The sequence below is a fragment of the Actinocatenispora comari genome, from assembly GCF_017312725.1.
Lineage (GTDB): Bacteria > Actinomycetota > Actinomycetes > Mycobacteriales > Micromonosporaceae > Actinocatenispora > Actinocatenispora comari.
In genome coordinates this window covers 26113-53106 of sequence record NZ_BOPO01000028.1, presented here as the reverse complement: position 1 = coordinate 53106, position 26994 = coordinate 26113, and the positions used below count along the sequence as shown (strand labels likewise).

At 69.0% G+C, this 26994-nt stretch carries 19 protein-coding genes; all 19 read right to left on the bottom strand.

The annotated features are described in order from the left end of the window. Window positions 1-171: 171 nt before the first annotated feature. Window positions 172-1365 (bottom strand): elongation factor Tu, encoded by a 1194-nt coding sequence (tuf, locus tag NUM_RS10035; protein ID WP_207124526.1) that lies wholly within the window; start codon window positions 1363-1365, stop codon window positions 172-174. A gap of 127 nt (window positions 1366-1492) precedes the next feature. Further along, complete coding sequence (fusA, locus tag NUM_RS10030) at window positions 1493-3595, bottom strand: elongation factor G (RefSeq protein ID WP_207124525.1); 2103 nt, start codon at window positions 3593-3595, stop codon at window positions 1493-1495. Window positions 3596-3646: 51 nt separating this feature from the next. Then, window positions 3647-4117: a 30S ribosomal protein S7 gene (rpsG, locus tag NUM_RS10025; RefSeq protein ID WP_030446757.1), complete on the bottom strand. Its 471-nt coding sequence runs from the start codon at window positions 4115-4117 to the stop codon at window positions 3647-3649. 1 nt (window position 4118) lies between these two features. Beyond that, window positions 4119-4493: a 30S ribosomal protein S12 gene (gene rpsL / locus NUM_RS10020; RefSeq protein ID WP_030446756.1), complete on the bottom strand. Its 375-nt coding sequence runs from the start codon at window positions 4491-4493 to the stop codon at window positions 4119-4121. A gap of 602 nt (window positions 4494-5095) precedes the next feature. Next, on the bottom strand, window positions 5096-6010 hold the full coding sequence (locus NUM_RS10015; RefSeq protein WP_207124524.1) for a DUF4190 domain-containing protein: 915 nt from the start codon (window positions 6008-6010) through the stop codon (window positions 5096-5098). Between the two features lie 44 nt (window positions 6011-6054). Beyond that, window positions 6055-6411 (bottom strand): hypothetical protein, encoded by a 357-nt coding sequence (locus tag NUM_RS10010; RefSeq protein WP_207124523.1) that lies wholly within the window; start codon window positions 6409-6411, stop codon window positions 6055-6057. Window positions 6412-6764: 353 nt separating this feature from the next. Next, window positions 6765-10655: a DNA-directed RNA polymerase subunit beta' gene (locus NUM_RS10005; protein WP_030446753.1), complete on the bottom strand. Its 3891-nt coding sequence runs from the start codon at window positions 10653-10655 to the stop codon at window positions 6765-6767. Between the two features lie 112 nt (window positions 10656-10767). Next, window positions 10768-14196 carry a DNA-directed RNA polymerase subunit beta gene (gene rpoB / locus NUM_RS10000; RefSeq protein ID WP_207124522.1) on the bottom strand — a complete coding sequence of 1143 codons (3429 nt, stop codon included), beginning with the start codon at window positions 14194-14196 and terminating at the stop codon, window positions 10768-10770. A 429-nt stretch (window positions 14197-14625) separates the two neighbouring features. Further along, window positions 14626-15816 carry a hypothetical protein gene (locus NUM_RS09995; RefSeq protein WP_207124521.1) on the bottom strand — a complete coding sequence of 397 codons (1191 nt, stop codon included), beginning with the start codon at window positions 15814-15816 and terminating at the stop codon, window positions 14626-14628. 33 nt (window positions 15817-15849) lie between these two features. After that, entirely contained in the window at window positions 15850-16635 is a 786-nt protein-coding gene (locus NUM_RS09990) for a hypothetical protein (RefSeq protein WP_207124520.1), read from the bottom strand. Between the two features lie 22 nt (window positions 16636-16657). Continuing rightward, a complete protein-coding gene (locus NUM_RS09985) occupies window positions 16658-17977 on the bottom strand; it encodes an MCE family protein (protein WP_207124519.1) in 1320 nt (439 codons plus the stop codon). Further along, on the bottom strand, window positions 17974-19161 hold the full coding sequence (locus tag NUM_RS09980) for an MCE family protein (protein WP_207124518.1): 1188 nt from the start codon (window positions 19159-19161) through the stop codon (window positions 17974-17976). Before NUM_RS09980 ends, NUM_RS09985 begins: the two co-directional genes overlap by 4 nt. After that, window positions 19158-20477 carry an MCE family protein gene (locus NUM_RS09975; protein ID WP_207124517.1) on the bottom strand — a complete coding sequence of 440 codons (1320 nt, stop codon included), beginning with the start codon at window positions 20475-20477 and terminating at the stop codon, window positions 19158-19160. Before NUM_RS09975 ends, NUM_RS09980 begins: the two co-directional genes overlap by 4 nt. Before the next feature lie 5 nt (window positions 20478-20482). Continuing rightward, window positions 20483-21661, bottom strand: a complete 1179-nt coding sequence (locus tag NUM_RS09970) for an MlaD family protein (protein ID WP_225918472.1) — start codon at window positions 21659-21661, stop codon at window positions 20483-20485. Further along, window positions 21658-22722 carry an MCE family protein gene (locus tag NUM_RS09965; protein WP_207124516.1) on the bottom strand — a complete coding sequence of 355 codons (1065 nt, stop codon included), beginning with the start codon at window positions 22720-22722 and terminating at the stop codon, window positions 21658-21660. Before NUM_RS09965 ends, NUM_RS09970 begins: the two co-directional genes overlap by 4 nt. Before the next feature lie 76 nt (window positions 22723-22798). After that, window positions 22799-24124 carry an MCE family protein gene (locus NUM_RS09960; RefSeq protein ID WP_207124515.1) on the bottom strand — a complete coding sequence of 442 codons (1326 nt, stop codon included), beginning with the start codon at window positions 24122-24124 and terminating at the stop codon, window positions 22799-22801. A 13-nt stretch (window positions 24125-24137) separates the two neighbouring features. Further along, window positions 24138-24956, bottom strand: a complete 819-nt coding sequence (locus NUM_RS09955; protein ID WP_263975119.1) for an MlaE family ABC transporter permease — start codon at window positions 24954-24956, stop codon at window positions 24138-24140. Window positions 24957-24964: 8 nt separating this feature from the next. Next, entirely contained in the window at window positions 24965-25738 is a 774-nt protein-coding gene (locus NUM_RS09950; protein ID WP_207124513.1) for an MlaE family ABC transporter permease, read from the bottom strand. 33 nt (window positions 25739-25771) lie between these two features. Further along, a complete protein-coding gene (locus NUM_RS09945; protein ID WP_207124512.1) occupies window positions 25772-26824 on the bottom strand; it encodes an ABC transporter ATP-binding protein in 1053 nt (350 codons plus the stop codon). Window positions 26825-26994: the final 170 nt, after the last annotated feature.

Here is a 26994-nt window from a genome sequence, read left to right as displayed (position 1 = left end):
CGCTGGCCCCACGCCGTGCGGCGCAACCCTGCCCGGCAGGCCGGCCCAGCCGGCCGAACACACGAGCAGGCGCCCCGCGGACGCAACCTGTCTAGTATGCCGTACAGAGTGCGGCGAACGGAAACCGGGGTGACCGGACCCACCTGAGTGGCCGGCCACCCCGCCTGCCGTTTACTTGTTGATCTTGGTGACCTGACCGGCGCCGACGGTACGACCGCCCTCGCGGATGGCCAGCTTCAGCCCCTCCTCCATGGCGATGGGCTGGATCAGCTCCACCGACATCGAGGTGTTGTCACCGGGCATGACCATCTCGGTGCCCTCGGGGAGGGTCACCACGCCGGTCACGTCGGTGGTGCGGAAGTAGAACTGCGGCCGGTAGTTGTTGAAGAACGGCGTGTGCCGCCCACCCTCGTCCTTGCTCAGGATGTAGACCTGGCACTCGAAGTTGGTGTGCGGGGTGATCGTGCCGGGCTTCACGACGACCTGGCCGCGCTCCACGTCCTCGCGCTTGATGCCACGAAGCAGCAGACCGCAGTTCTCACCGGCACGCGCCTCGTCGAGGATCTTGCGGAACATCTCGACGCTGGTGACGGTGGTCTTGGTCGACTTGTCGCGGATGCCGACGATCTCGACCTCCTCGTTCACCTTCAGCGTGCCGCGCTCGGCGCGACCGGTGACCACGGTACCGCGGCCGGTGATCGTGAAGACGTCCTCGATCGGCATCAGGAACGGCTTGTCGATGTCGCGCTCCGGCTCAGGGATGTAGCTGTCCACGGCCTCCATGAGGTCCTGGACCGACTTCACCCACTGCTCCTCGCCCTCCAGCGCCTTCAGCGCGGAGACCTTCACGACCGGCAGGTCGTCGCCCGGGTACTCCTGGGTCGACAGCAGCTCCCGCACCTCGAGCTCGACGAGCTCCATGAGCTCCTCGTCCTCGACCATGTCCGCCTTGTTCAGGGCGACCACGATGTACGGAACGCCGACCTGACGGGCCAGCAGCACGTGCTCGCGGGTCTGCGGCATCGGGCCGTCGGTCGCCGCGACCACCAGGATCGCGCCGTCCATCTGGGCAGCACCGGTGATCATGTTCTTGATGTAGTCGGCGTGCCCGGGGCAGTCGACGTGCGCGTAGTGCCGCGCCTCGGTCTGGTACTCGACGTGCGAGATCGAGATCGTGATACCGCGCTGCTTCTCCTCAGGCGCGTTGTCGATCTCGTCGAACGGCGTGTACGGGTTCAGGTCCGGGTACTTGTCGTGCAGGACCTTCGTGATGGCCGCGGTCAGCGTCGTCTTGCCGTGGTCGATGTGACCGATGGTGCCGATGTTGACGTGCGGCTTGGTCCGCTCGAACTTCGCCTTCGCCACTGGTGTCCTCCTGTGGACTGTTCTTTGCTACTTACCTATCCGGTACGGGCACCTGACGCTGGCCGCCGGACGATTTCATGTGATTCGCGAGGGGCGGGCCGCCGAGCCGGAGCTCGGCGGCCACACGTCACTCGCCGGTCGCCTTGGCGATGATCTCCTTGGCGACGTTGTTCGGGACCTCGGCGTACGAGTCGAACTGCATCGAGTAGCTCGCCCGGCCCTGCGTCTTCGACCGGAGGTCGTTGACGTAGCCGAACATCTCCGACAGCGGCACCGCGGCCCGAACGACCCGCGCACCGCCGCGCTCCTCCATCGCCTGGATGGTGCCACGCCGCGAGTTCAGGTCGCCGATCACGTCGCCCATGTTCTCCTCGGGCGTGGTGACCTCGACGGCCATCATCGGCTCCAGCAGCACCGCGTTCGCACGCCGCGCCGCCTCCTTCAGCACCATCGAACCGGCGATCTTGAACGCCATCTCGGACGAGTCGACCTCGTGGTACTGACCGTCGACCAGCGTCAGCTTGACGCCGACCAGCGGGTACCCGGCCAGCACGCCGTACTGCATGGCGTCCTGGGCACCGGCGTCCACCGACGGGATGTACTCCTTCGGCACCCGGCCACCGGTGACCTTGTTGTCGAACTCGTACGTCGGGGAGTCGGGGTCCAGCGGCAGCGGCTCCAGGTTCACGACGACCTTCGCGAACTGGCCGGAGCCACCGGTCTGCTTCTTGTGCAGGTAGGTGACGTTCTCGACCTTGTTCTTGACGGTCTCGCGGTAGGCGACCTGGGGCTTGCCGATGTTCGCCTCGACGTTGAACTCCCGCCGCATGCGGTCGACCAGCACGTCCAGGTGGAGCTCGCCCATGCCGCCGATGACGGTCTGGCCGCTCTCCTCGTCGGTGTGCACCCGGAAGGTCGGGTCCTCCTCGGCCAACCGCTGGATCGCGACGGTCAGCTTCTCCTGGTCGGCCTTCGACTTCGGCTCGATCGCCACGTCGATGACCGGCTCCGGGAACGTCATCGACTCCAGGATCACCGGCTTCGCCGGGTCGCAGAGCGTGTCACCGGTGGTGGTCTGCTTGAGACCCTGCACCGCGACGATGTCGCCGGCCTGCGCCGACGGCCGCTCCTCCCGCTTGTTGGAGTGCATCTGGTAGATCTTGCCGATGCGCTCCTTGCGGTTGTCCTTGGTGGAGTTCACCACCTGGGATCCGACCTCGACCGAACCCGAGTAGATCCGGATGTAGGTGAGCTTGCCGAGGTGCTTGTCGGTCTGCACCTTGAACGCCAGCGCGGCGAACGGCTCGTTCACGTCCGAGTGCCGCTCGATCGGCGTCTCGCCGTCGGTCGCGACACCCTGGATGGCGGGCACGTCCAGCGGGCTCGGCAGGTAGTCGATCACGGCGTCGAGCATGGGCTGCACGCCCTTGTTCTTGAACGCCGAACCGCACACCACCGGGTTCGCCTTGTTGCCGATCGTGGCGCGGCGGATGCCGGCCTTGATCTCGGCCTCGGACAGCTCCTCGCCCTCGAGGTACTTCTCCATCACCGAGTCGTCGACGTCGGCCAGGGTCTCCAGGAGCTTCTCCCGGTACTCCTCGGCCTTCGCCTGCAGCTCGGCGGGGATGTCCTCGACCGCGTAGTCCTCGCCCTTCTGGGTCTCGCCACGCCAGGTCAGCGCCTTCATCCGGATCAGGTCGACGACGCCGACGAAGTCGGCCTCGGTACCGATCGGAATCTGCAGCACGAGCGGGGTCGAGTTGAGCCGGTCGACCATCATGTCGACGCAACGGAAGAAGTCCGCACCGGTGCGGTCGAGCTTGTTGACGAAGCACATCCGCGGGACGTGGTACTTGTCCGCCTGCCGCCAGACGTTCTCGGTCTGCGGCTCGACACCTGCGACACCGTCGTAGACCGCGATCGCACCGTCCAGGACGCGCAGCGAACGCTCCACCTCGACGGTGAAGTCGACGTGGCCCGGGGTGTCGATGATCTGGATGGTGTGGTCCTTCCACTCACACTTCGTCGCAGCCGAAGTGATCGTGATGCCACGTTCCTGTTCCTGCTCCATCCAGTCCATGACGGCAGCGCCCTCGTGGACCTCACCGATCTTGTACGTGATGCCGGTGTAGAAGAGAATCCGCTCGGTCGTCGTCGTCTTGCCGGCATCGATGTGGGCCATGATGCCGATGTTGCGAAGCTGGGCCAGGGCGGCGTCAGCTTTAGCCACTGCTACCTCCGTTGCGGTTCGGCCGCCACGTGTCGCGGACCGGGCGGAGCACTACCAGCGGTAGTGCGCGAACGCGCGGTTCGACTCGGCCATCTTGTGGGTGTCCTCGCGGCGCTTGACCGCGGCACCCAGCCCGTTGCTGGCGTCGAGCAGCTCGTTCATGAGCCGCTCGGTCATGGTCTTCTCGCGCCGGGCGCGGGAGTACTGGATCAGCCAGCGCAGGCCCAGGGTGGTGGCGCGCTGCGGGCGCACCTCGACCGGCACCTGGTACGTCGCGCCACCGACACGGCGGCTGCGGACCTCCAGGCTGGGCTTGACGTTGTCCAGCGCACGCTTGAGCGTGACCACCGGGTCGGTACCGGACTTCTCCCGGGCGCCTTCCAGCGCGCCGTAGACAAGTCGCTCGGCCAGCTGACGCTTGCCCGAGATGAGCAACTTGTTGACCAGCTGGGTGACGAGCACCGAGCTGTAGACCGGGTCCGGGGTCAGCGGACGACGTGGCGCGGGTCCCTTGCGCGGCATGTCAGCTCTTCTCCCTCTTCGCGCCGTAACGACTGCGCGCCTGCTTGCGGTTGCGCACGCCCTGGGTGTCGAGCGACCCGCGGATGATCTTGTACCGAACACCCGGCAGGTCCTTCACGCGGCCACCGCGCACGAGCACGATCGAGTGCTCCTGCAGGTTGTGGCCGACGCCCGGGATGTAGGCGGTCACCTCGATGCCGCTGGACAGCTTGACGCGCGCCACCTTCCGCAGTGCGGAGTTCGGCTTCTTCGGCGTGGTCGTGAACACACGCGTGCACACGCCGCGCCGCTGCGGGCTGCCGTTCAGCGCCGGCGTCTTGGTCTTGCTGGTCTTCGCCTGACGTCCCTTGCGGACCAGCTGCTGGATCGTGGGCACCGGGTCTTTCGCTCCCTTCGGCCATCGCTGGCCGGGCCAATCGTGAAAGTGATCGGAGTCTTCAGGGTCATGCGGTCTCGAAGACCGTGGTGCAGTCTTCAAGGTCGTGCGTGTTGCCATTTCCGGGGTGTCGTGCCTGGTGAGCCCGTGTCGAGCCCGGGGCGCCGAGCAGGCGCCGATGGCCCCCGCCGGCGGATGCGCAGATCGGCGGCCGGTGGACCGACCCCCGCGGTCGGGCGTGTCGCCCGCTCGCGAACCGACGCACTGCACAATCGCTTGACGCAGTGCACTGCACATTCACTTGACACAGTCTTGCCGCACGTCGCGGTGTGGCGAGCCGGTTGGTCGGGCCCGATCAGCCCCGACAGGTCGGCGAGGCAACCACGCCAACCACGGACGCACACGCGACGAGCCCAGGCAGTGCCCAGGCACGAAGACCAAGAGTACCCACCATCTGGACCAGGGTCAAAACGGGGGTGCCATCTCGGCCACGCGCCTGGGCCGACGCCCGACGTCATCTGTTGTGGCTTGTCAGCCTACCGGCTGGGCGGACGCCGCCGGCGCCGGCCCGGAAACTTCGTGATCTGGCTCGCCTCCCGGGCTCAGGTGGCGTACGCCACCAGCACGATCACCTGGATGATCAGGCCGATCACGCCGAGACCGGCACCGATCGCCCCGCAGATGATGCCGGCCAGGGCCATCCCGGCGCCACTCTGGTCAGCCGCGCCGGACGTGGTGGTCAGGCTCTTGCGCGCGATGATCCCCATCACCAGGCCGGCCACGCCGGCCAGGATCGCCGGAATGCTGATGATCAACGAGCAGAAGCCGCCGATCGCGATCGCGCAGCCGGCGATGCCCGCCACCATCGCACCGACCGCCAGGCCGGAGTTCGGCGGCTTGCTCGCCGGCAGCATCACGCCGTACTGCGGGGTCGGCGCCGGCACCGCGTACCCGGCCGGCGGCAGCCCCGGCTGCGGCGGCGCACCGTAGCCGACCGGTTGTGGTGCGCCGTAGCCGCCCGGCGCCGGTGGCGCGCCGTACCCGCCGGCCGGCGGGTAACCCGGCGGCTGCGGCTGCCCGTACGGCGGGGGCTGCGGCGCGGCCGGCCGGGGGTATCCGGGCGCCGCGGGCTGCCCGTACGCCGGGGCGGACGGCTGCCCGTACGCGGCCGGCGCGCTGGCCTGGGCGTCCGGCGCGTAGTCACCCGGCGCCGGCGAGCCGGACTGCGCGTACGACCCGGCACCCGAGGTCGCCCCGGCGCCGTACCCCCCGGGCGAGGTCGCCGGCTCGTCGGCGGCCGGATGCCGCGGCGGCGGGGAGCTGACCGGCGACTCCGGCTCGGCCGACGGCAGGGTGAAGGCGGGGCCACTGGCCGGCGCTGCCGGTGGCTCGGGTGCCGGCGGCCGCGGCGGCGGCACGTTCGACGCATCGACGCCACGATCGGCGTCGGAGGGGATCAGGTAGCCGGGATCCGGCGGAGCGGCGGGGCGGTCGCCGTGCCCGGACTGGTCGCTCATGCGAGTCCTTCCTGGAACGATGGTGACGCGGCAACACTACGAAGTCAGTTCACATCCGGGCCGTACCGGACGCCGGCGCCACCGTCGGAGCCGCCGAACTGGAAGATCGCGAAGACGATCCCGACCACGATCACCGCGACCGCCACCAGCAACGCCAGCCGGGCCAACCGGGTACCGACGCGCAGTGGTGCCACCCCGGTGAGGAAACCGCCCGAGGCACGCATCTCGGCCTCGGTACTGCGGGCCAGCAGCAGTGCGAAGCCGGCCGGCAGCGCACCGGCGACCACCGGTGAGAACAGCAGCCCGACCGCCGCCAGCCAGACCACTGCGATCGCCTTGGTCGACCTGGTCGGATCGGGGTCCTGCGGGTGCCGGCGCGCGGCGGTCGGATCGGCGCCCACCGGCGCCGGACCACCTGCTGGAATCAACCGAAGCCCCCTGTCTGATCGGCCGGGGTGAATCCGGCCGCACCCGTGTCGCCCAACGCTACCCGGCGAACCTGAGCGGCTCCCAGCAACCGGCGCGGGCCGAGCCGCGGCCAGCCGAGCCGGGCCAGGCCGAGGCCGGCCGAGCCGAGGCAGTGCCGAGCCAGGGCCCGGCCGAGGCCCGCCGAGCCGAGGCAGAGCCGAGCCGAGCCGAGGTCAGCCGAGCCGGGGCCGGATGCCGGCGGAAACGGCGCGGGCCGCCGGCACCCGAAGGTACCGACGGCCCGCAATCGCTGTGCTGGCCGGCGACCGAAGTCGCCGGCGCCGGGTCAGCGGCCGAAGCCGCCGAGGTCGTAGTCGTCCAGCGGCACTGCCTGCCCGCTGGCCGGCCCGAACCCGTAGTCGGTGTCGCCGTACCCGGTCATCGAGTACACCTGGGCCTTCGCCTCCTCGGTCGGCTCGACCCGGATGTTGCGGTACTTGGAGATACCGGTACCGGCCGGGATGAGCTTACCGATGATGACGTTCTCCTTGAGGCCGATGAGCGAGTCGCTGCGCGCCTCGATCGCGGCCTCGGTGAGGACCCGGGTGGTCTCCTGGAAGGAGGCCGCGGACAGCCACGATTCGGTCGCGAGCGACGCCTTCGTGATGCCCATCAGCACCGGACGCGCCGACGCCGGCCGGCCGCCCTCGGCGACCAGACGACGCACCTCGGCGTCGAAGGTGGCCGACTCGACTGGCGAGCCGGGCAGGAACTCCGTGTCACCGGACTCGATCACGATGTACCGGCGGAGCATCTGCCGGACGATGATCTCGATGTGCTTGTCGTGGATGTGCACACCCTGCGACCGGTAGACCTGCTGGACCTCCTGCACCGTGTGCAGCTGCACGTTGCGGCGGTTGGTGATGCGCAGCAGCTCGTGCGGGTCCACGGTGCCCTCGGTGAGCTTCTCCGCCACCTCGGCGTGTTCGCCGTCCTGCTTGCGCAGCCTGGTACGCCGCGGGATCTTGTCGTACACGACCTCGTCGGAGCCGTCGTCCGGCACGATGATGATCTTGCGCGACTTCTCCCCCTCCTCGATCCGGACCCGGCCGGCCTTCTCCGCGATCGGAGCCTTGCCCTTCGGGACCCGGGCCTCGAAGATCTCGGTGACCCGCGGCAGACCCTGGGTGATGTCGTCACCCGCGACGCCACCGGTGTGGAAGGTACGCATGGTCAGCTGCGTACCCGGCTCACCGATGGACTGGGCCGCGATGATGCCGACCGCCTCACCGATGTCGACCAGCTGACCGGTCGGCAGCGAACGCCCGTAGCACTGGGCGCACACGCCGAGCCGCGACTCGCAGGTCAGCACCGACCGCACCCGGACGGTCTTGACGCCGCCGGCGACCAGCTTGTCCACCAGCGGACCACCGACATCGGTGTTGCGGGTGGCGATCAGCTCGCCGTCGGTGCCGTACACGTCCTCGGCCAGCGAGCGCGCGAAGACCGAGGTCTCCACGTACTCGTCCTTGACCAGCTTGCCGTCGATCTCGGTGGCGACCGTCATCGGCACGGCCCGCTCGGTACCGCAGTCGTCCTCGCGGATGATCACGTCCTGCGAGACGTCGACCAGCCGTCGGGTCAGGTAACCCGAGTCGGCGGTACGCAGCGCGGTGTCGGCCAGACCCTTCCGGGCGCCGTGCGTGGCGATGAAGTACTCCAGCACGGAGAGACCCTCGCGGTAGCTCGACTTGATCGGCCGCGGGATGATCTCGCCCTTCGGGTTGGCCACCAGGCCACGGATGGCCGCGATCTGCCGGAGCTGCAGCATGTTGCCGCGGGCACCGGAGTTGATCATCTTCCACAGCGCGTTCTCCTGCGGAAGTGCGTCCTCCATGTCCTTGGTGACCTCGTTGGTCGCCTTGGTCCAGATCTCGATCAGCTCGCCGCGGCGCTCCTCGGCGGTCATCAGACCACGCTGGTACTGCTTGTCCACCTGCGCGGCGTCCGACTCGTACCGCTCCAGGATCGCCTTCTTGTGCGGCGGGTTGACCACGTCGGCGATGCCGATGGTCAGCCCCGACCAGGTGGCCCAGTGGTAGCCGGCCTCCTTCAGCGCGTCCAGCGTCGCCGCCAGCAGCACCTTCGGAGCCCGCTCGGCCAGGTCGTTGATGATCGCCGACAGCTGACCCTTGCGGATCTCGTAGTTGACGAACGGGTAGTCCTCGGGCAGCGCCTCGTTGAACAGCACCCGGCCCAGCGTCGTGTCGAGCAGCACCCGGTCGCCCGGCTGCCACCCCTCCGGCGCCTGCCATGCCTCGGCACCGACGCCGTTGTTCACCGCGCTGACCCCGGTCAACCGGATCCGGACCGGCGCCTGCAGGTCCAGCTCGCCGGCGTCGAACGCCATCTGAGCCTCGCCCGGCGTACCGAACACCCGGCCCTCGCCCTTGCCACCCTCGCTGCGGTGGGTCAGGTGGTACAGCCCGATGATCATCTCGTGCGACGGCATCGTGACCGGCTTGCCGTCCGAGGGCTTCAGGATGTTGTTCGAGGACAGCATCAGGATGCGGGCCTCGGCCTGCGCCTCGGTCGACAGCGGTACGTGCACCGCCATCTGGTCGCCGTCGAAGTCGGCGTTGAACGCGGCGCACACCAGCGGGTGCAGCTGGATCGCCTTGCCCTCGATCAGCTGCGGCTCGAACGCCTGGATGCCGAGCCGGTGCAGGGTCGGGGCACGGTTCAGCAGCACCGGGTGCTCGGAGATGACCTCTTCCAGGACATCCCACACCGCGGTGCGGCCACGCTCGACCATCCGCTTCGCCGACTTGATGTTCTGCGCATGGTTCAGGTCGACCAGGCGCTTCATCACGAACGGCTTGAACAGCTCCAGCGCCATGTACCGCGGCAGGCCGCACTGGTGCAGCTTGAGCCGCGGGCCGACCACGATGACCGAACGGCCGGAGTAGTCGACGCGCTTGCCCAGCAGGTTCTGCCGGAACCGGCCCTGCTTGCCCTTGAGCATGTCGGACAGCGACTTCAGCGGCCGGTTACCGGGACCGGTGACCGGGCGTCCGCGGCGGCCGTTGTCGAACAGCGCGTCGACGGCCTCCTGCAGCATCCGCTTCTCGTTGTTGACGATGATCTCGGGCGCGCCGAGGTCGATCAGCCGCTTGAGCCGGTTGTTCCGGTTGATCACGCGGCGGTACAGGTCGTTCAGGTCGGAGGTGGCGAACCGGCCACCGTCCAACTGCACCATCGGGCGCAGGTCCGGCGGGATCACCGGGACGCAGTCGAGCACCATGCCCAGCGGCGAGTTGCGGGTGGTCTGGAACGCCGCGACGACCTTCAGCCGCTTCAGCGCCCGGATCTTCCGCTGACCCTTGCCGGACCGGATGGTCTCGCGCAGGTTCTCGGACTCGGCGTCCAGGTTCAGGTTCTCCAGCAGCGCCTTGATCGCCTCGGCGCCCATGCCGCCCTCGAAATACTCCCCGAAGCGGTCCCGCAGTTCGCGGTAGAGCAGCTCGTCCGGGACCAGCTGCTTGGGCTCCAGCTTGCGGAAGGTCTCCATGACCTCGTCGAGCCGGTCGATCTCCCGCTGCGCGCGGTCGCGGATCTGGCGCATCTCGCGCTCGCCGGACTCCTTGACCTTGCGCCGCACGTCGCTCTTGGCACCCTCGGCCTCGAGCTCGGCCAGGTCGGTCTCGAGCTTCTTGGCGCGCGCGTCCACGTCGGCGTCGCGGCGGTTCTCCAGCTGGCGCTTCTCCGCACCGATCTCCGACTCGATGGTCGGCAGGTCACGGTGCCGGGCCTCGGTGTCCACCTGCGTCACCACGTACGCGGCGAAGTAGATGATCTTCTCGAGGTCCTTCGGCGCGATGTCCAGCAGGTAGCCCAGCCGGCTCGGCACGCCCTTGAAGTACCAGATGTGCGTGACCGACGCGGCCAGCTCGATGTGGCCCATCCGCTCACGACGCACCTTGGCGCGAGTCACCTCGACGCCGCAGCGCTCACAGATGATGCCCTTGAACCGGACGCGCTTGTACTTGCCGCAGTAGCACTCCCAGTCGCGGGTGGGGCCGAAGATCTTCTCGCAGAAGAGCCCGTCCTTCTCCGGCTTGAGGGTGCGGTAGTTGATCGTCTCGGGCTTCTTGACCTCGCCATGCGACCACTGCCGAATGTCGTCGGCGCTGGCCAGGCCGATCCGCAGCTCGTCGAAGAAGTTCACGTCGAGCACTTGTGGTCAGTCCCCTTTGGGTTGTGGCCGGACGGTGTGCACGCCGCCCGGCCGGTGGTATCGGCCGCTGTCGTCGGGGTACCGGGGCGCCGCAGCGCCCCGGTACAACCACTCAGACCTCTTCGACGCTGCTCGGCTCGTGCCGGGACAGGTCGATACCGAGTTCCTCCGCGGCGCGGAACACCTCGTCGTCGCTGTCCTTCATCTCCAGGGTGCTGCCGTCGCTGGAGAGCACCTCGACGTTGAGGCACAGCGACTGCAGCTCCTTGAGCAGGACCTTGAACGACTCCGGGATGCCCGGTTCGGGGATGTTCTCGCCCTTGACGATCGCCTCGTACACCTTGACGCGGCCGACCACGTCGTCGGACTTGATCGTCAGCAGCTCCTGCAGCGCGTAGGCCGCGCCGTAGGCCTGCATGGCCCAGCACTCCATCTCGCCGAACCGCTGGCCACCGAACTGCGCCTTACCACCCAGCGGCTGCTGGGTGATCATCGAGTACGGGCCGGTGGAGCGGGCGTGGATCTTGTCGTCCACCAGGTGGTTCAGCTTGATGATGTACATGTAGCCGACCGCGATCGGCGACGGGAACGGCTCGCCGGAACGACCGTCGAACAGCTTCGCCTTGCCGGTGCGCCCGATCAGCTGGGTGCCGTCCCGGTTCGGGAGCGACGCCTCCAGCATGCCGGCGATCTCCTCCTCGTGCGCGCCGTCGAACACCGGCGTGGCCAGGTTCGTGTCCGGCTCGGACGAGTCGGCGCCGATCGAGGCGAGCGACTGCTTCCACGGGGTGTCGTCGACCTTCAGCTTCCAGCCGTTCTTGGCCAGCCAGCCGAGGTGGGTCTCCAGCACCTGTCCGACGTTCATCCGGCTCGGCACGCCGAGCGGGTTCAGCACGATGTCGACCGGGGTGCCGTCCTCCAGGAACGGCATGTCCTCCAGCGGCAGGATCTTGGAGATGACGCCCTTGTTGCCGTGGCGCCCGGCGAGCTTGTCGCCGTCCTGGATCTTGCGCTTCTGGGCGACGTACACCCGGACCAGCTCGTTCACGCCCGGGGACAGCTCGTCGCCGTCCTCCCGGCTGAACGTGCGGACCCCGATCACCGTGCCGGACTCGCCGTGCGGCACCTTCAGCGAGGTGTCCCGGACCTCCCGGGCCTTCTCCCCGAAGATCGCGCGCAGCAGCCGCTCCTCCGGGGTCAGCTCGGTCTCGCCCTTCGGGGTGACCTTGCCGACCAGGATGTCGCCGTCCCGGACCTCGGCGCCGATGCGGATGATGCCCCGCTCGTCGAGGTCGGCCAGCATCTCCTCGGAGACGTTCGGGATGTCCCGGGTGATCTCCTCCGGACCCAGCTTGGTGTCGCGGGCGTCGACCTCGTGCTCCTCGATATGGATCGAGGAGAGCACGTCCTCCTGCACGATGCGCTGCGAGAGGATGATCGCGTCCTCGTAGTTGTAGCCCTCCCACGGCATGAACGCGACCAGCAGGTTCTTGCCGAGCGCCATCTCACCTTCGTCGGTGCACGGCCCGTCGGCGATCACCTGGCCCGCCTCGACCCGCTGCCCCTCGTCGACCACCGGGCTCTGGTTGATGCAGGTACCGGCGTTGGAGCGGCGGAACTTGTGCAGCAGGTAGGTGCGGCGGTGGCCGTCGTCCTGGTGCACCGTCACGTAGTCGGCGCACAGGTCCTCGACGACACCGGGCTCCTCGGCGACGACGACGTCACCGGCGTCGACCGCGGCGCGGTATTCCATCCCGGTACCGACGAACGGCGACTCCGCCTTGATCAGCGGCACCGCCTGACGCTGCATGTTCGCACCCATCAGGGCGCGGTTCGCGTCGTCGTGCTCCAGGAACGGGATCATCGCGGTGGCGACGGAGACCATCTGCCGCGGCGAGACGTCGATGTAGTCGACGACCCCCGGCGCGACGGCCTCGAACTCGCCGCCCTTACGACGGACCAGCACGGTGCTCTCGGTGAACGAACCGTCCTCCGCGAGCGGCGCGTTGGCCTGCGCGATGACGTACCTGTCCTCCTCGTCGGCGGTCAGGTACTGCACGTCGTCGGAGACCTTGCCGTCGGTCACCTTCCGGTACGGCGTCTCGATGAAGCCGAACGCGTTGACCCGCGCGAACGCGGACAGCGCGCCGATCAGGCCGATGTTCGGGCCTTCCGGCGTCTCGATCGGGCACATCCGGCCGTAGTGCGACGGGTGGACGTCACGGACCTCCATGCCCGCCCGGTCCCGGGACAGACCGCCCGGGCCCAGCGCCGACAGCCGCCGGCGGTGGGTCAGACCCGTGAGCGGGTTGGCCTGGTCCATGAACTGGGAGAGCTGGCTGGTGCCGAAGAACTCCTTGATCGCGGCCACCACCGGCCGGATGTTGATCAGGGTCTGCGGCGTGATCGCCTCGACGTCCTGCGTGGTCATGCGCTCCCGCACGACGCGCTCCATCCGGGACAGGCCGACACGGACCTGGTTCTGGATGAGCTCGCCGACGGTGCGCAGCCGACGGTTGCCGAAGTGGTCGATGTCGTCCGGGTCGTACCCGTCCTCGCCAGTGTGCAGGCGGCACAGGTACTCGATGGTGGAGACGATGTCGTCCTCGGTCAGCACCCCGGTGGTGATGGGCGTGTCGAGCTCCAGCTTCTTGTCCACCTTGTAGCGACCGACCTTGGCGAGGTCGTACCGCTTCGGGTTGAAGAAGAGGTTGTCGAGCAGCGTCTGCGCGTTCTCCCGCGTCGGCGGCTCACCCGGCCGCAGCTTGCGGTAGATGTCCAGCAGCGCCTCGTCCTGGCTGCCGATGTGGTCCTTCTCCAGGGTGGCCAGCATGATCTCGGACCAGCTGAACCGCTCCCGGATCTGCTCGTTCGACCAACCGATGGCCTTGAGCAGGACCGTGACGGCCTGGCGACGCTTGCGGTCGATGCGCACACCGGCGGTGTCGCGCTTGTCGATGTCGAACTCCAGCCAGGCACCCCGGCTCGGGATGACCTTCACGCTGGAGACGTCACGGTCGGACGTCTTGTCGGGCTGCTTGTCGAAGTAGACACCCGGCGAGCGGACCAACTGAGACACGACGACACGCTCGGTGCCGTTGACGATGAACGTGCCCTTGCTCGTCATCATCGGGAAGTCACCCATGAACACGGTCTGGCTCTTGATCTCGCCAGTCGTGTGGTTGATGAACTCCGCGGTGACGAACAGCGGCGCGCAGTAGGTGAGGTCCTTCTCCTTACATTCTTCGATCGACGCCTTCACCTCGTCGAACCGGGGGTTCGAGAAGGAAAGCGACATAGTGCCGGAGAAGTCCTCGATGGGACTGATCTCCTCCAGGATCTCCGCGAGTCCACTCCGAGCGGCGGAGTCATCGGCACTGCGAGCGCGCCAAGCCTCGTTGCCCACCAGCCAGTCGAACGACTCGGTCTGGATGGCCAGGAGGTTGGGCACCTCAAGGTGTTCGGTGATCCTGCCGAAGGAGACTCGGCGGGGAGCGTATGCACTCGTGGTCAGGGTCTTCGCAGGGCGGGAAGCTGCCAAGATGCGTCCTTCCGAGGACCTGTCAGCGACGGCCGTTTCGCGCGCACCCCAAACGACTCCCCAAAAACCGCCCAAACAGGACCCCAAGACAGGGTCAATCAGACAATTTCGGCGAGCTCGATGTTGGAAGGCAGCGCAAACTAGCAGTGTAGCCGAACGGCCCACCGCTGTCCAGGCCAGGCCGTGGCCGGCGCCAACCGCGCCCTGGAGGAGACGCCTCCGAGCACAACACCAACTCTCGTTCGGCCGGCTTCCGCGCGATGCAGAGGCAGCTAGGGATCAGCGTGCCCGGATACCACTGGGTCGTCAAGGGCTGGCACGCGGTCAACATGCCCGGAAACCCGAATCACCGAACCAGACAACCGTCGGTAGAGCGGCGAAAGCCGACTGCAACCACGACTCCTACCCCGATGGGGCTCGGACTCGCCGTCAGATCGCCGTGACCTTCGTCACCTTCCACTTGCCGGCGATCGGGGTCATGGTCAGCACCACCCGGTTCTGGTCGACCTTCTGGCCGGTGATCGTGGTGTTCTGCTTGTACTGATCGACGTAGAGCAGCAGCACGACCTCGTCGGCCTGGGCGGACACCACGCTGGTGGCGGACACCCGTGCGGTGAGGATCGCCTTCTGCTTCACCGCGTAGTGCTTCAGCGACGCCGTCGTCTTGGCGTACTTCTTCGCGAAGCTGCCACCCAGGTACGGCTTCGCCCGCCGCACGCTCGCGTCGAACGTCCGGTAGTCGTACGAGAGCAGTGCCGGTGCGGCGGCCTGGGCGGCGGAGACCGCGTCGTCGCGGGCCTGGCCGACGGCGTCGTCCCGCAGGTGCAGCCACCAGGCGCCGCCGCCGGCGGCGAGCGCGAGCACCGCGAGCAGGCCGAGGATCGCAACGGCCCGATGGGTGCGCTTGAGCGAGCGTTCGGCCCGGCGGCGACGGGCCAGCGCCGCCTTGCCGGACTTGCCGGACCTGCCCGGCTTGCCGCGACTCTGCTTCTTCCCGCCACGACTGCCGGAGCTGGGCCGCGCCGGCGCCTTCACCGGCGGCCGGCTCGGCTTCGCCTTCTCGGACCGTGCCGACGTCGCCTCGTCGGCGTCGGTCTCCCGGTCCGGGTCGTCGGACGTCCGGGCCGGCGTGGGCCGCGGGGACGGCCGGCGCCGGGTCGTCCGGTCCGCGGCCGCGTCCTTCCCGGCCGTCGCGGCCCGGCCCGACCGTGGGCGGGGGCTGGGCCGACGCCCCCCGTCGGGCCGACCGGACCCGTCGCCGTTCGACCTGCTCTGCCCCGGCTCGGCCGCGCCGGAGTAGGCGTCCGCGGACCGACCGGGCTCGGGGTCACCGGGCGCGGGGTCGCTGGGCTCGGGGGCGCTGGGCTCGACGGCGATCGGGCCGGGCGGGAACGACTCGTCGTCGGTCGACGGCGCACCAGTGCGTGGCTCGTCGGTCGACGGATCGGCGGCGGGCCGCTCGGCGTGGTCCGCGGCCGGGAGCTCGTCGTACCGCTGGTCGTCGGTGGTACGGGGCGACTGGCTACGGGGCGTACCGGGCCGGCGGCGGGTCGGGCGGCGCGGGGTGCCGTCCTTGGCCGGCATCTGGCCGCGCAGCGTCCGTGGGATGAAACGGGCCATCGCGGGACTTCCTCCGTAGCGTGCAGCGGTTGATCAGACGAACTGGAGCTCCGACACCAGCCATTTGCCGTTCTGCTCGGCCATGGTCACCTTGACCCGGTAGTGCGCGAGCCGGCCCTTGGGCGCGTTGGTGTTCCTGACGGTGGCGTCCATCGCCACCAGTACGGTCGCCGAGCGGCGCTTGCTGGAGACGACGCCGGCCCACAGTACGTGCGCCTTCGCGGTGACCTTGTTCTCCACCACCGCGGTCTTCGTCTGCCCCATGCCGTTCTTGAACTGGGTCTTGAAGTCGCCGGTGGCGCCGGCCAGCACCCGGTTCAGGTCGTGGTCGACGGTCTTGGTGCTGATGCTCATGAAGTTGCTGACCGTGGTCTTCGCCGCCGACACCGCCGCATTGCGGGCCTGCTCGTCCTGGCGGTGCTGGTAGTGCTTCCAGCCGGCGTAGCCACCGGCGCCGAGCGCCCCGGCGAGGATCACCGCGAGGACGACGACCGCGACCCGGGTCGCGACGAGCGACCGCCAGCCGCGCCCGAACGCACCGGTGACCGGCTGCCACGGCTTCCGCCGGCCGTCCGCGGCGGAGCTGGTGGGCTCCTCCGGCCCGCGCTTCGAGCCCCGCTTCGTCGCGTTCGTGTCCCGCTCGGCCGGTTCCGCCGACTTCGCCGTGGTCGACTCCGCGGTGGCGGTCCCGGTCTCGTCCGCAGGCTTGCCCTTGGCCGAGCCGCGCCTGGATCCGGAGTTGGACTTCCTGCCCCGGGCGGCCGAGCTGGTCGGCGCGTCCCGGCTGGCCGACTTCGTCGACGTCGAGGCCTTGCTCATCGCGTGGTGCGCTCCGTTCCGATCACGGTTCCAGCCCGGTGAGCAGCAGTTGCTTCCAGGACTGGTCGCCGGCCAACTGGTACTGGCCGCCGGTGCCGCCGAACTGTAGTGGCTGCCCGTCCGGGCCGAGCACCAGCCCGGTCGACGGGTCGTACCCGGCGAGGTCGGCGCCGGGCTTGGTGGTGGCGCCGTCGACGGACCCCCCGCCGGTCGAACCGGACGTCGAGCTGCCGGGCGGCAGCGCGCCGGACCCTTCGGGTACCGGGGTGATTTCCGGGCCGGTGGGCCGCGGTGCGTTCTGGCTGCCGCGTACCTCCGAGCCGCCGGCCCGCTCCGAGTCGGTGCAGGCCGCCTTCACACCGGTGCGAATGTACTGGCAGGGGGCCGGATCGTCGACGTCGAGCACCAGCCCGAAGTGGGCGGTACCGTCGCCGGGCGTCACGGTGAAACCGCCGGCGATGTCCAGCGGGTACACCACCAGGATCTGTTTGATGCCGGGCAGCCGGCGGGTGGCGATGCCGCCGACGGTGATCAGGTTGCCGAGCAGCATCCCGATGTTCGGGTCGACGTCGCGCAGCAGGCCGGAGACCTGCTTGGCCGCGGGTGGCGCGTTCGCGATCACCTTACGCAGGTCGGCGTCGGAGGTGCGCAGGGTGTGGGTCAGGTCGGCGAGCCCCTTGGCCCAGCGGCGGATCTCGGCCGCGCTGGCCTGCTGCGTGGTGAGCACCGTCTGGCCGTCCTGCAGCAGCTTCACGGTCTGCGGCAGGTCCTGGTTGGCGGTGGCGAGGATCTTGTCGCTGGAGTCGATGATCTGCTGCAGCGACCCCTCGCTGCCCTGGAACGCCGCGCCGAGCTCGTTCACCACCACCTGCAGGTCCTTCGTGTCGACCGAACCGACCAGCTTGTCCAGGTTGGTCAGCAGCGTCTCGGTGGGCAGCGGGATGCCGGTCTCGCTGGCCGGGATCACGTCGCCGGGCGCCAGGTACGGGCCGGAGGCGGTGTTCGGGCGCAGGTCCAGGTACTGCTCGCCGACGGCGGAACGGTCGGTGACCACGGCGCGCAGGTCGCGCGGGACCTTCACGTCGCGGTCGATGCGCATCGTCACCCGTACCTGCTTGGCGGTCAGGTCGACCGAGGTCACCTTGCCGATCGGGCTGCCGCGGTAGGTCACCGAGGCGTTGGTGAAGATGCCGCCGGCGTTGGTGAAGTCGGCGGCCAGCTCGTACGTGTTGCCCAGCAGCGCGGCGCCGACCCCGACGTAGCGGACCGCGACGTAGCAGATGCCGAGCACGCTGACCAGTACGAAGGCCAGCACCTTGATCTTGACGCTGCGCGGGGTCATCCGGTCAGCCCTCCCAGCAGGATGCTGAGCAGGTCGCCCTGCCGTGGATTCGACTCGCCCGCCGGCAGCTGGCGGCCCTTGTCGTCGGTCGGCCCGGGCTGGGCGGTGGTCGACTTCGACCCCGTCTTGTTCGGGTCCCGTACCGGGCCGTTCTGGTCGGCGACCTTGCCCTTCTGGTCGCCGACCGGGGTACTGGTCAGCAGGTTGGACAGGATGTCGGTGACGTTGAGGTCGACGGTCAGGTGCAGGTTGACGTAGTCGCCGACGATCGCGCCGCCCACGTTCGGCGGGAACGGGTAGGTCAGCAGCTGGTCGACCGACTTCGGCAGGTTGTCGCCGGACTTCACCAGCTGGGTCAGCGTCGGCTGCAGCGACTTCAGGTTCGCCAGCAGGTCCTGGCGGCTCTCCTTGACCACCCGGGTACCGACGGTGCCGAGCTTCTTGACCGCGGCGAGCATGTCGATCAGCTGCTTCTTCTGGTCGTCCAGCACCTTCAGCCCGGGATCGAGCGCGTCGACCGCCTTCGCGACGGTGTTCTTCTGCTTCGCGACCTGGCTGGAGAACGTGTTCAGCGCGTTGATGGCGCGCACGATCTGCTTCTTCTGGTCGTCCAGCCCGCCGACGAACGTGTCCAGCTGCTTCAGCGTGTCCCGGACGTCGGGCTCCCGGCCGTCGAAGACCTTCGCGACCTCGTCGTTGATCGTCTTCAGCTTCTCCAGGCTGCCGCCGTTGAGCAGCAACGACATCGCGCCGAGTACCTCCTCGGCCTCGACGTTGCGGCTGGTCCGGGACAGCGGGATGGTGGCACCGGCGCGCAGCCGGCCGGTCGCCGGTTTGTCGGTGGGCGCGTCCAGGTCGACGAACTTCTCACCCAGCAGGCTGGTCTGCCGGATCGAGGCGACCGCGTTGGCCGGCAGCTCGACGTTCCGGTCGACCTGTACCTCGACCTGCGCGTGCCAGCCCTTGCGGCGCACCGACCGGACGCTGCCGACCGTCACGTCGTTGCTCTTCACGGCCGCCTGCGGGACCAGGTCGAGCACGTTGCCGAACTCGATCGTCAACCGGTAGCCGTCGCCGCCCGCGCCGCCGGGCAGCTGCACCCCGGACAGCCCCTGCGAGCCGCAGCCGGCCAGCAGCACCAGGCCGAGCAGCGCCGGCACCAGGCGGCGGATGCTGGTCCTCACTTGCCACCACCTCCGAGGATGCCGCCGAGGGTCGGGTCGGCCGCCACGCTGCCGGACTGGTCGCCCTGCGGCGTCGTCTCGCCGTCGACCGGCTTCTGGCCGACCCGGTCGGTACCGCCGGTGGTGCCGTCCGGGTCCGGCTGGATGATCGCGCCGAGGTTCAGGCCCGGGATCGGCAGCAGGTTCAGCAGGTGCTTGAGCTCGGTCGTCAGCGGCGAACCGGCCTTGGCCAGGAACGCGGCCAGTTCGAAGCAGGCGACCGGTACCTGCTTGACCGGTACCAGGTGGGTCACCAGCGAGCACACGTACGACGCCGGATCGTACGGGCCGATGATGTCGTCGCGGGTGTCCAGAGTGCCGGAGCGCGCGTTGTACGCGAGGTTCAGGTTGGACAGCGCGGTCGGCGCCAGGTCGAGCACGTCGATGATCGACTTCTGCTGCTTGACCAGCACGCCGGTGATGTCGGTCAGCGCGTCCACGTTGTCGGTCAGTTCCTTGCGGTTGGTCTTGACGAACGTGGCGACCTGCTTGAGCGCGGTACCGAGGTCCTTCAGCGCCGTGGCCAGGTCGTCCCGCTCGTCGGACAGCTGCTCCGACACGTCCGCCAGCTGCTTGTTGAACTCACGGACCGCGCCGTCGCTCTCGGCCAGCGCGGTGGTGAACTTCTGCAGGTTGACGACCGTGCCGAACAGGTCCTGCCGGCCGTCGGACACCGTGTCCAGCGCGGCGGCCAGGTCGCGCAGCGTCTGGTTGAGGTCCTTGCCGTTGCCCTTGAGGTTCTTCGCGCCGGTCCGGATCAGGTTGTTCAGCGAACCGTTCTTGTTGGCGCCGTTCGGGCCGACCGCGACGCTGAGGTTGTTCAGCGCCTTGTACACGTCGTCGAGTTCCAGCGGCACGACCGCCCGGTCGCCGCGCAGCACGGCGCCGGTGGACATCACCGAGCCGCCGACGTAGCCGGGCGTGAGCTGCACGTACCGGTCGCCGACGATGCTCGGCGGCACGATGACCGCCTTGGCCTTCGCCGGAATCTTGTAGTCCGCGTCGTAGGTCATGCTGACCGCGACCGTGCGGCCGCGCGGCCGGACCGCGGTGACGTGACCGATCTTGACGCCCATCACCCGGACGTCGGAGTTGGCGTAGATGCCGACCGACTGGCTGAAGTACGCGGTCAGCGTCTTCTGCGGCGGGCCCATCCGCCACACCGCCAACCCGACCGCGGTACCGAGCACCGCGACGACGGCGACGGCCAGGCCGACGCCGAGGCGGCTGCGGAACACGCCCAGCGATCGGCTGTCCCGGTGGCTGCGCACCATCATCGCCCTCACCTACCCGGGCTCGCGGTCGTGGACGGTGACGGTGCGCCGCCGGGCGACGGTGACGCGCCGCCGGGCGGCGTCGCACCGGCCGACGGGGTGGACTTCGGCGTCGCCGAGCCGCCCTGGTCGCTCTTGCCGCTACCGCCCTGGCTGCCGGTCTGGGTGGCCGCGGAGCCGGCCCGGTCGCCGCCCTGCGGGCGAGCCGGCGGCGCACCCACCGTGTACGGCTGGAGCAGCGCGTCCATGTACGAGTCGAACCAGCGGCCGTTGCCCAGCACGTTGGTGAACGCGTTCAGGAACGGCGCCATGTTCTGAATGCTCTTGGTCAGGTTGTCGCGGTTGTTCTGCAACACCTGCACCACCTGGCGCAACTGCTTGAGCGCCGGATTGAGCTGCTTCTGGTTGTCCTCGACCAGCCCGGACAGCTGCTTGGCCAGCTCGTCGGTGCTCACCAGCAGCTGGTGGATCGCGTCCCGGCGCGCCTTGACCTCCTTGAGCAGCTTGTTGCCGTCGGTCAGCAGTTGCTGGAACTGCTTGTCCCGGTTGGCCAGCACCTGGGTGACACCGCGGGCCCGGCGCAGCAGCTGGCGCAGCGCGTCGTCGCGGCTGGCGACGGTACGCGACAGCCGGGACAGGCCGTGGATCGAACCCTTCACGTTCGGCGCGGTGTCCTCCAGCGTCGCGGACAGCGTGTCGAACGCCTTCGCCAGCTGCTTCGTGTCGATCTTGTCGACGGTGTCGGCCAGCCCGTTCACCGCCTCGACCACGTCGAACGGGGACGACGTGCGGGAGCGTGGGATTTGCTGGCCGGGCTGCATGGCGCCCGGCCCGGCCGGATCGAGGCCGAGGAACTTCTGCCCCAGCACCGTCTTGATCCGGATCGTCGCCTCGGTCCTGGTACCGAACGAGACGCCGCGGTCGACCCGGAAGTCGACCCGTACCGCCGGCTTGCCGTCGTGGTGGGTCAGGTCGATCCCGGTCACCTTGCCGACCTTGACCCCGGCGATGCGTACCTCGTTGTCGGTGGCCAGACCGCTCGCGTCGGTGAACTCGGCCGAGTACTTGTCGCCGCCGCCGATCACCGGCAGCTTGTCGGCGTTGAACGCGGCGAGCACGCCGAGCACGATGACCGCGATCCCGGCCATCCCGATGACCAGGTGGTTGCGCTGCCGGAACGGCTTCACTTGCCACCCCCGCTCGATCCGGGCGAGGTGCAGCGGGCCGCGGTCGCCGACACCGTCGCCGGGTTCACGTTGCCGATGCCCGGCACGTTCACGGTGCCGTCGAAGTTGCACATGTAGAAGTTGAACCAGGACCCGTACGACGCGGTCCGGGTCAGCGCCGCGGTGCGCACCGGCAGCCGGGCCAGCGTCCCCTCGATCACGCCGGTGTTGGCGTTGAGGTTGGTCGCGAGCGAACGCAGCTGCTTGATGTCGTCCTTCAGCGCCGGCCGACCGTCCTTGACCAGATCCGCGGTGGTACCGGCGAGGTCGCCCAGGTTCTGGATCGAGTCGCCGATGTTCTTGCGGTCCGCGGACAGCCCGGAGACGAAGTCCTGCAACGACGAGATGATGTCGGACAGCTTGTCGTCCCGCGCGTTCAGCGTCGCGAGCACCTTGTTCAGGTTGTCGATCACCTGGCCGATCACCTTGTCCCGGTCGGCCAGCGTGTTGGTCAGCGACGCGGTGCGGGCCAGCAGGTCGTTCACGGTGCCGCCCTCGCCCTGCAGCACCTGGATGATCTCGTACGCGAACTTGTTGACGTCCTTCGGCGACAGCCCGGCGAACAGCGGCTGGAAGCCGTTGAACAGCGCGGTCAGGTCGAGCGCCGGTGCGGTGTGCGACAGCGGGATGGTGCTGCCGGCCGGCAGCTTCGCGGTGTCGCCGGTGCCCTCGGTGAGCTCGACGTAGCGCTGGCCGATCAGGTTGCGGTACCGGATCTTCGCCCGTACCGACTTCGGCATCGTCACCGTGTCGTCGACGGTGAACGACACCTGCGCGGTCTTGCCGTGCACCAGCGAGATGTCCTTGACCTGGCCCACCTTGACGCCGGCGATGCGCACGTCGTCGCCCTTGAGCAGGCCGGTCACGTCGGTGAACTGCGCCTTGTACCGGGTGCCGCCGAACCAGCCCAGCGAACCGAGCGTCGTCGCCAGCACCCCGGTCAGCAGCACCGTGACCACGGCGAACACGATCAGCTTGATCAGCGCCGGCGCCACGCTCCGGCTGCTGCTCCGACCACTCATGAGCGTTCCTCCTTCGTCGGAACACTCACGAGGCACCACGTCGCGCCATGCCCATGGTTCGCTCGCGGACGCTCGCTCACTTCACACTCACCACCGATCCACGCAGCAGTGGGCCCCAGAGCAGGTCGTCGATGCCGCCCAGGTCGGTGACGTTGCGACCGGTGGCCGCCGCGACCAGCGGGTTGACCACCGACTGCTCCGCGCTCGTACCGGCGTAGCCCATGTCCACGCCGCTGCCGCCACCGATGCCGCCGAGACCGAGGCCGCTGGTACCCGGGTCGCCGCCGCCGGTGAGCACGCCGCCGGGGTGCGACGCGCCGTGCTGGTAGCCGTCGGCGACGGTGCCACCCGGGTACGGCACCGCCGGGTTCGGCAGGCCGCGGCAGTTGGGCCCGGTGTCCGACAGGTTCGCCGGTTCGTCGCCGGCGATGTACTTGCCCGAGTCCTTGGTGATCTCCAGCGTGATGTGCAGGCGGCCGGTGTCGAACGCCCCCTCGATGTTCTTCTGCAGCTTCACCGCGCCGGCGGTCAGGCACGGGTACTCCGGCGAGTACTCGGCGAGCACGTCCAGCAGCGGCCGACTGACCTGGCCGAGCTGGATCAGCCGGCCCTCGTGCCGCTGCAGGAACGGCGTCGCGGTGTCGGCCAGCCCGGTCGTGTCGGCCCAGAAGTCCGCCAGCTGCTGGCGCTGCTCGGCCACGGTCGACGAGGTGACCGTCAGGTTGCGCAGGATCGCCATCAGGTCCGGCAGCGCGCCGGTGTAGGTGTCGAGCACGTCGGACAGCTTGCGGATGTCCGACTGGATCGTCGGCATGTTCGCGTTCAACGTCTTCAGGTACCGGTCCAGCGTGACCAGCGTGTCGCCGAGCTGGTCGCCGCGCCCGCGCAGCGCCGCCGCCAGCGCCGTCAGCGTGGCCGAGACCTTCTCCGGCGGTACCGCCTTGAGCAGCGGCAACGCGCGATCCAGCACCCGCTCCAGCTCGACCGCCTGCGCCGACCGGTCCTGGTGCACGACCGTACCGGCGGTGATCGCCCGGGCCGACGGGCGCGCCGGCGCGTCCAGCGACACGTACTTCTCGCCGAACAGCGTCTTGGGCAGCATCGTGGCGGTCACGTTCGACGGGATCCGCGGTACCGAGCCGGGGTCGAGCGCCAGCCGCAGCTTCGCCCGTTCGCCGTTCGCGGAGATGTCGCGGACCTGGCCGACGACGACGCCGCGCAGCTTCACGTCGGCGTTCCGGTCCACCTGCAGCCCGGTGTGGTCGGCCGTCACCGTCACCCACACCGCCGGGGTGAACACCTTCTGGTACGCGCCGACCGCCGCGGCCAGCAGCGCGGCGACGAGCACGATGAACCCGACGCCGAGCAACCGGCGCCGCAGCACGTCCGAAACCCTGGTCACCGACACCGGCGCCTCACCCGGATATCCGTACGGTCGTGGTGGCGCCCCAGATCGCCAGGCTGAGGAAGAAGTCGACCACGTTGATCGCCACCAGCGAGGAACGCACCGCGCGGCCCACCGCCATCCCGACGCCGGCCGGGCCGCCCGACGCGTTGTACCCGTGGTAGCAGTGGATCAGCACCACGATGACGCTGAACACCAGCACCTTGCCGAACGACCACAGCACATCCTCGGGCGGTAGGAACAGGTGGAAGTAGTAGTCGTAGGTGCCGGACGACTGCCCGAAGTAGAGCGTGACCATCTCGCGGGTGGCGAGGTAGCTCGCCAGCAGCCCGATCACGTACAGCGGGATCACCGCGATCAGCCCGGCGATCATCCGGGTGGTGACGAGGAACGGCAGCGACGGCAGCCCCATCACTTCGAGCGCGTCGACCTCCTCGTTGATCCGCATCGCACCCAGCTGCGCGGTGAAACCACACCCCACCGTCGCCGACAGGGCGATCCCGGCCACCAGCGGCGAGATCTCCCGCGTGTTGAAGTACGCGGAGATGAAGCCGGTGAACGCGGACGAACCGATCTGGTTGAGCGCCTCGTACCCCTGCAGGCCGACCTCGGTCCCGGTGAAGAACGTCATCGCGACGATCACGCCCACGGTGCCGCCGATCACCGCGAGCGCACCGGAACCGAACGACACCTCCGCGAGCAGCCGCAGCACCTCCCGCTTGTACCGCCGGACGGTGCGCGGCGCCCACGCGAACGCGCGCAGGTAGAACGACATCTGGCCGCCGAGGTCGTCCAGGAACCCCAGCGGCTTGCGATACAGATCGCTCACCGACGCCATCAGGTGCCCTTCTGCGGAACGATCTGGAAGTAGATCGAGGTCATCACGAAATTCACCGCGAACAGCAGCATGAAGCTGATGACCACGCTCTGGTTCACCGCGTCGCCGACACCCTTCGGCCCGCCCTTCGCCGTCATCCCCTTGTAGCAGGCGATCAACGCCGCCATCGCGCCGAACACCACCGCCTTGAACTCACCGGCGATCAGGTCCTGGATCTGCCCCAGCGCCTGGAAACTCGCCAGGTAGGCCCCCGGGGTACCGCCCTGCAGCACCACGTTGAAGAAGTACCCGCCGGCCACGCCCACGACGCTGACCAGGCCGTTGAGCAGCAGCGCGACGATCATGCAGGCGATGATCCGGGGCACCACCAGCCGCTGCACCGGGTCGATGCCCAGCACCTCCATCGCGTCCAGCTCTTCCCGGATCTTCCGGGCACCGAGGTCGGCGCAGATCGCCGACCCACCCGCCCCGGCGATCAGCAGCGCCGTCACGATCGGCCCGGCCTCCCGCACCACCGCGAGCACGCTCGCCGCCCCGGTGTACGACTGGGCGCCGAGCTGGCTGGTCAGGGTGCCGAGCTGGAGCGAGATCACCGCGCCGAACGGGATCGCCACCAGCGCTGTCGGCAGGATCGACACGCTGGAGACGAACCACGCCTGCTGGATCATCTCGCGCAGCTGGAACGGCCGGCGCGGGATGGCAAGCAGGCAGTCCAGGCAGTACGCGAAGAACGAACCGGACTGCCGCAGGGCGCCGGCGACCGGGTTGCTCACCGCGCACCCACCCTCCTGGTGTCGGCTCCGCGCTCAGGCACCGCCGTCCCTCCGTTCGATGACGACGGTGTCGGCGTGCGGATCGACGCGATCCGGCCCGGCCCACTCGCTCACGCCACCCTGGGCGGGCACCGTCGTCGGCTGCCCCGGCGCCGGCGCGAACGAACCGACCGGCGGGATCACCCCGTTGGTCCGGCACCACTCGCCCGGGATGCGCTCCGCGGCGCGCGGCCGACCGTCGGTCGGCTGCATCTGCAGCGGGATCGGCGGCAGCATCGGCAGCTCGATGCCGGCCGCGGCCTCGGCCTCCAGCTCGCTCGCGTCCTTCTCCTCGGCCATCCCGATCGGCCCGTGCCGCTGCGCGTTCAGGAACTGCCGGACCACCGGCTCCTCGCTGGACAGCAGCATCTCCCGCGGGCCGAACATGGCCAGGTGCCGCCGATAGATCAGGCCGATGTTGTCCGGCACCGTCCGAGCGGTGTTGATGTCGTGCGTGACGATCAGGAACGTCGCGCCCGTCTGCTGGTTGAGATCGACGATCAGGTGGTTCAGCAGGGTGGTGCGCACCGGGTCGAGGCCCGAGTCGGGCTCGTCGAACAGGATGATCTCCGGCTCCAGCACCAGCGCCCGGGCCAGCCCGGCCCGCTTGCGCATCCCGCCGGAGATCTCGCCCGGCAGCTTCTTCTCGTCGCCGGCGAGCCCGACCAGGTCGAGCTTCTCCATCACGATGTCACGCACCGCGGACTCCGACTTGCGGGTGTGCTCGCGCAGCGGGAACGCGACGTTGTCGTACAGGTTCATCGAGCCGAACAGCGCGCCGTCCTGGAACAGCACCCCGAACAGCTTGCGCACCTCGTACAGGTCGCGCTCGGACAGCTCGGGCAGGTCCTTGCCCTCGATCCAGATGTGCCCGCGGTCCGGCCGCAACAGCCCGACCAACGTCTTCAGGAACACCGACTTGCCGGTACCCGACGGACCGAGCAGCACGGAGATCTCGCCCTCGGGCAGCGTGAAGCTGACGTCCGCCCAGATGTTCTGCCGACCGAAGGACTTCGTCAGCCCGTCGATCTGCACCTCGACGCCCACGCGTACTTCCTTCCCGACGTGGTCACCGCTGCGGCCGTGGTACGGCCGGCGCAGCCTCGATGTGGCCCGGACTCGGCGATCCGCCGGTGCCCTGGAGGCCGCGGAGCCGGTAGTGACGCGAACAAGTTAACTTCCGAGTAACGTCTAAGTCGAGTCGTACGTCAGGATTC

Bases quoted from the DNA above. Each gene is read 5' to 3' on its own strand.
- NUM_RS10015 (WP_207124524.1), bottom strand. From the start codon at position 6,010: ATGAGCGACCAGTCCGGGCACGGCGACCGCCCCGCCGCTCCGCCGGAT.
- rpsG (WP_030446757.1), bottom strand. From the start codon at position 4,117: ATGCCGCGCAAGGGACCCGCGCCACGTCGTCCGCTGACCCCGGACCCG.
- NUM_RS09985 (WP_207124519.1), bottom strand. From the start codon at position 17,977: ATGACCCCGCGCAGCGTCAAGATCAAGGTGCTGGCCTTCGTACTGGTC.
- NUM_RS09995 (WP_207124521.1), bottom strand. From the start codon at position 15,816: ATGGCCCGTTTCATCCCACGGACGCTGCGCGGCCAGATGCCGGCCAAG.
- NUM_RS09990 (WP_207124520.1), bottom strand. From the start codon at position 16,635: ATGAGCAAGGCCTCGACGTCGACGAAGTCGGCCAGCCGGGACGCGCCG.
- NUM_RS09965 (WP_207124516.1), bottom strand. From the start codon at position 22,722: ATGAGTGGTCGGAGCAGCAGCCGGAGCGTGGCGCCGGCGCTGATCAAG.
- NUM_RS09975 (WP_207124517.1), bottom strand. From the start codon at position 20,477: ATGATGGTGCGCAGCCACCGGGACAGCCGATCGCTGGGCGTGTTCCGC.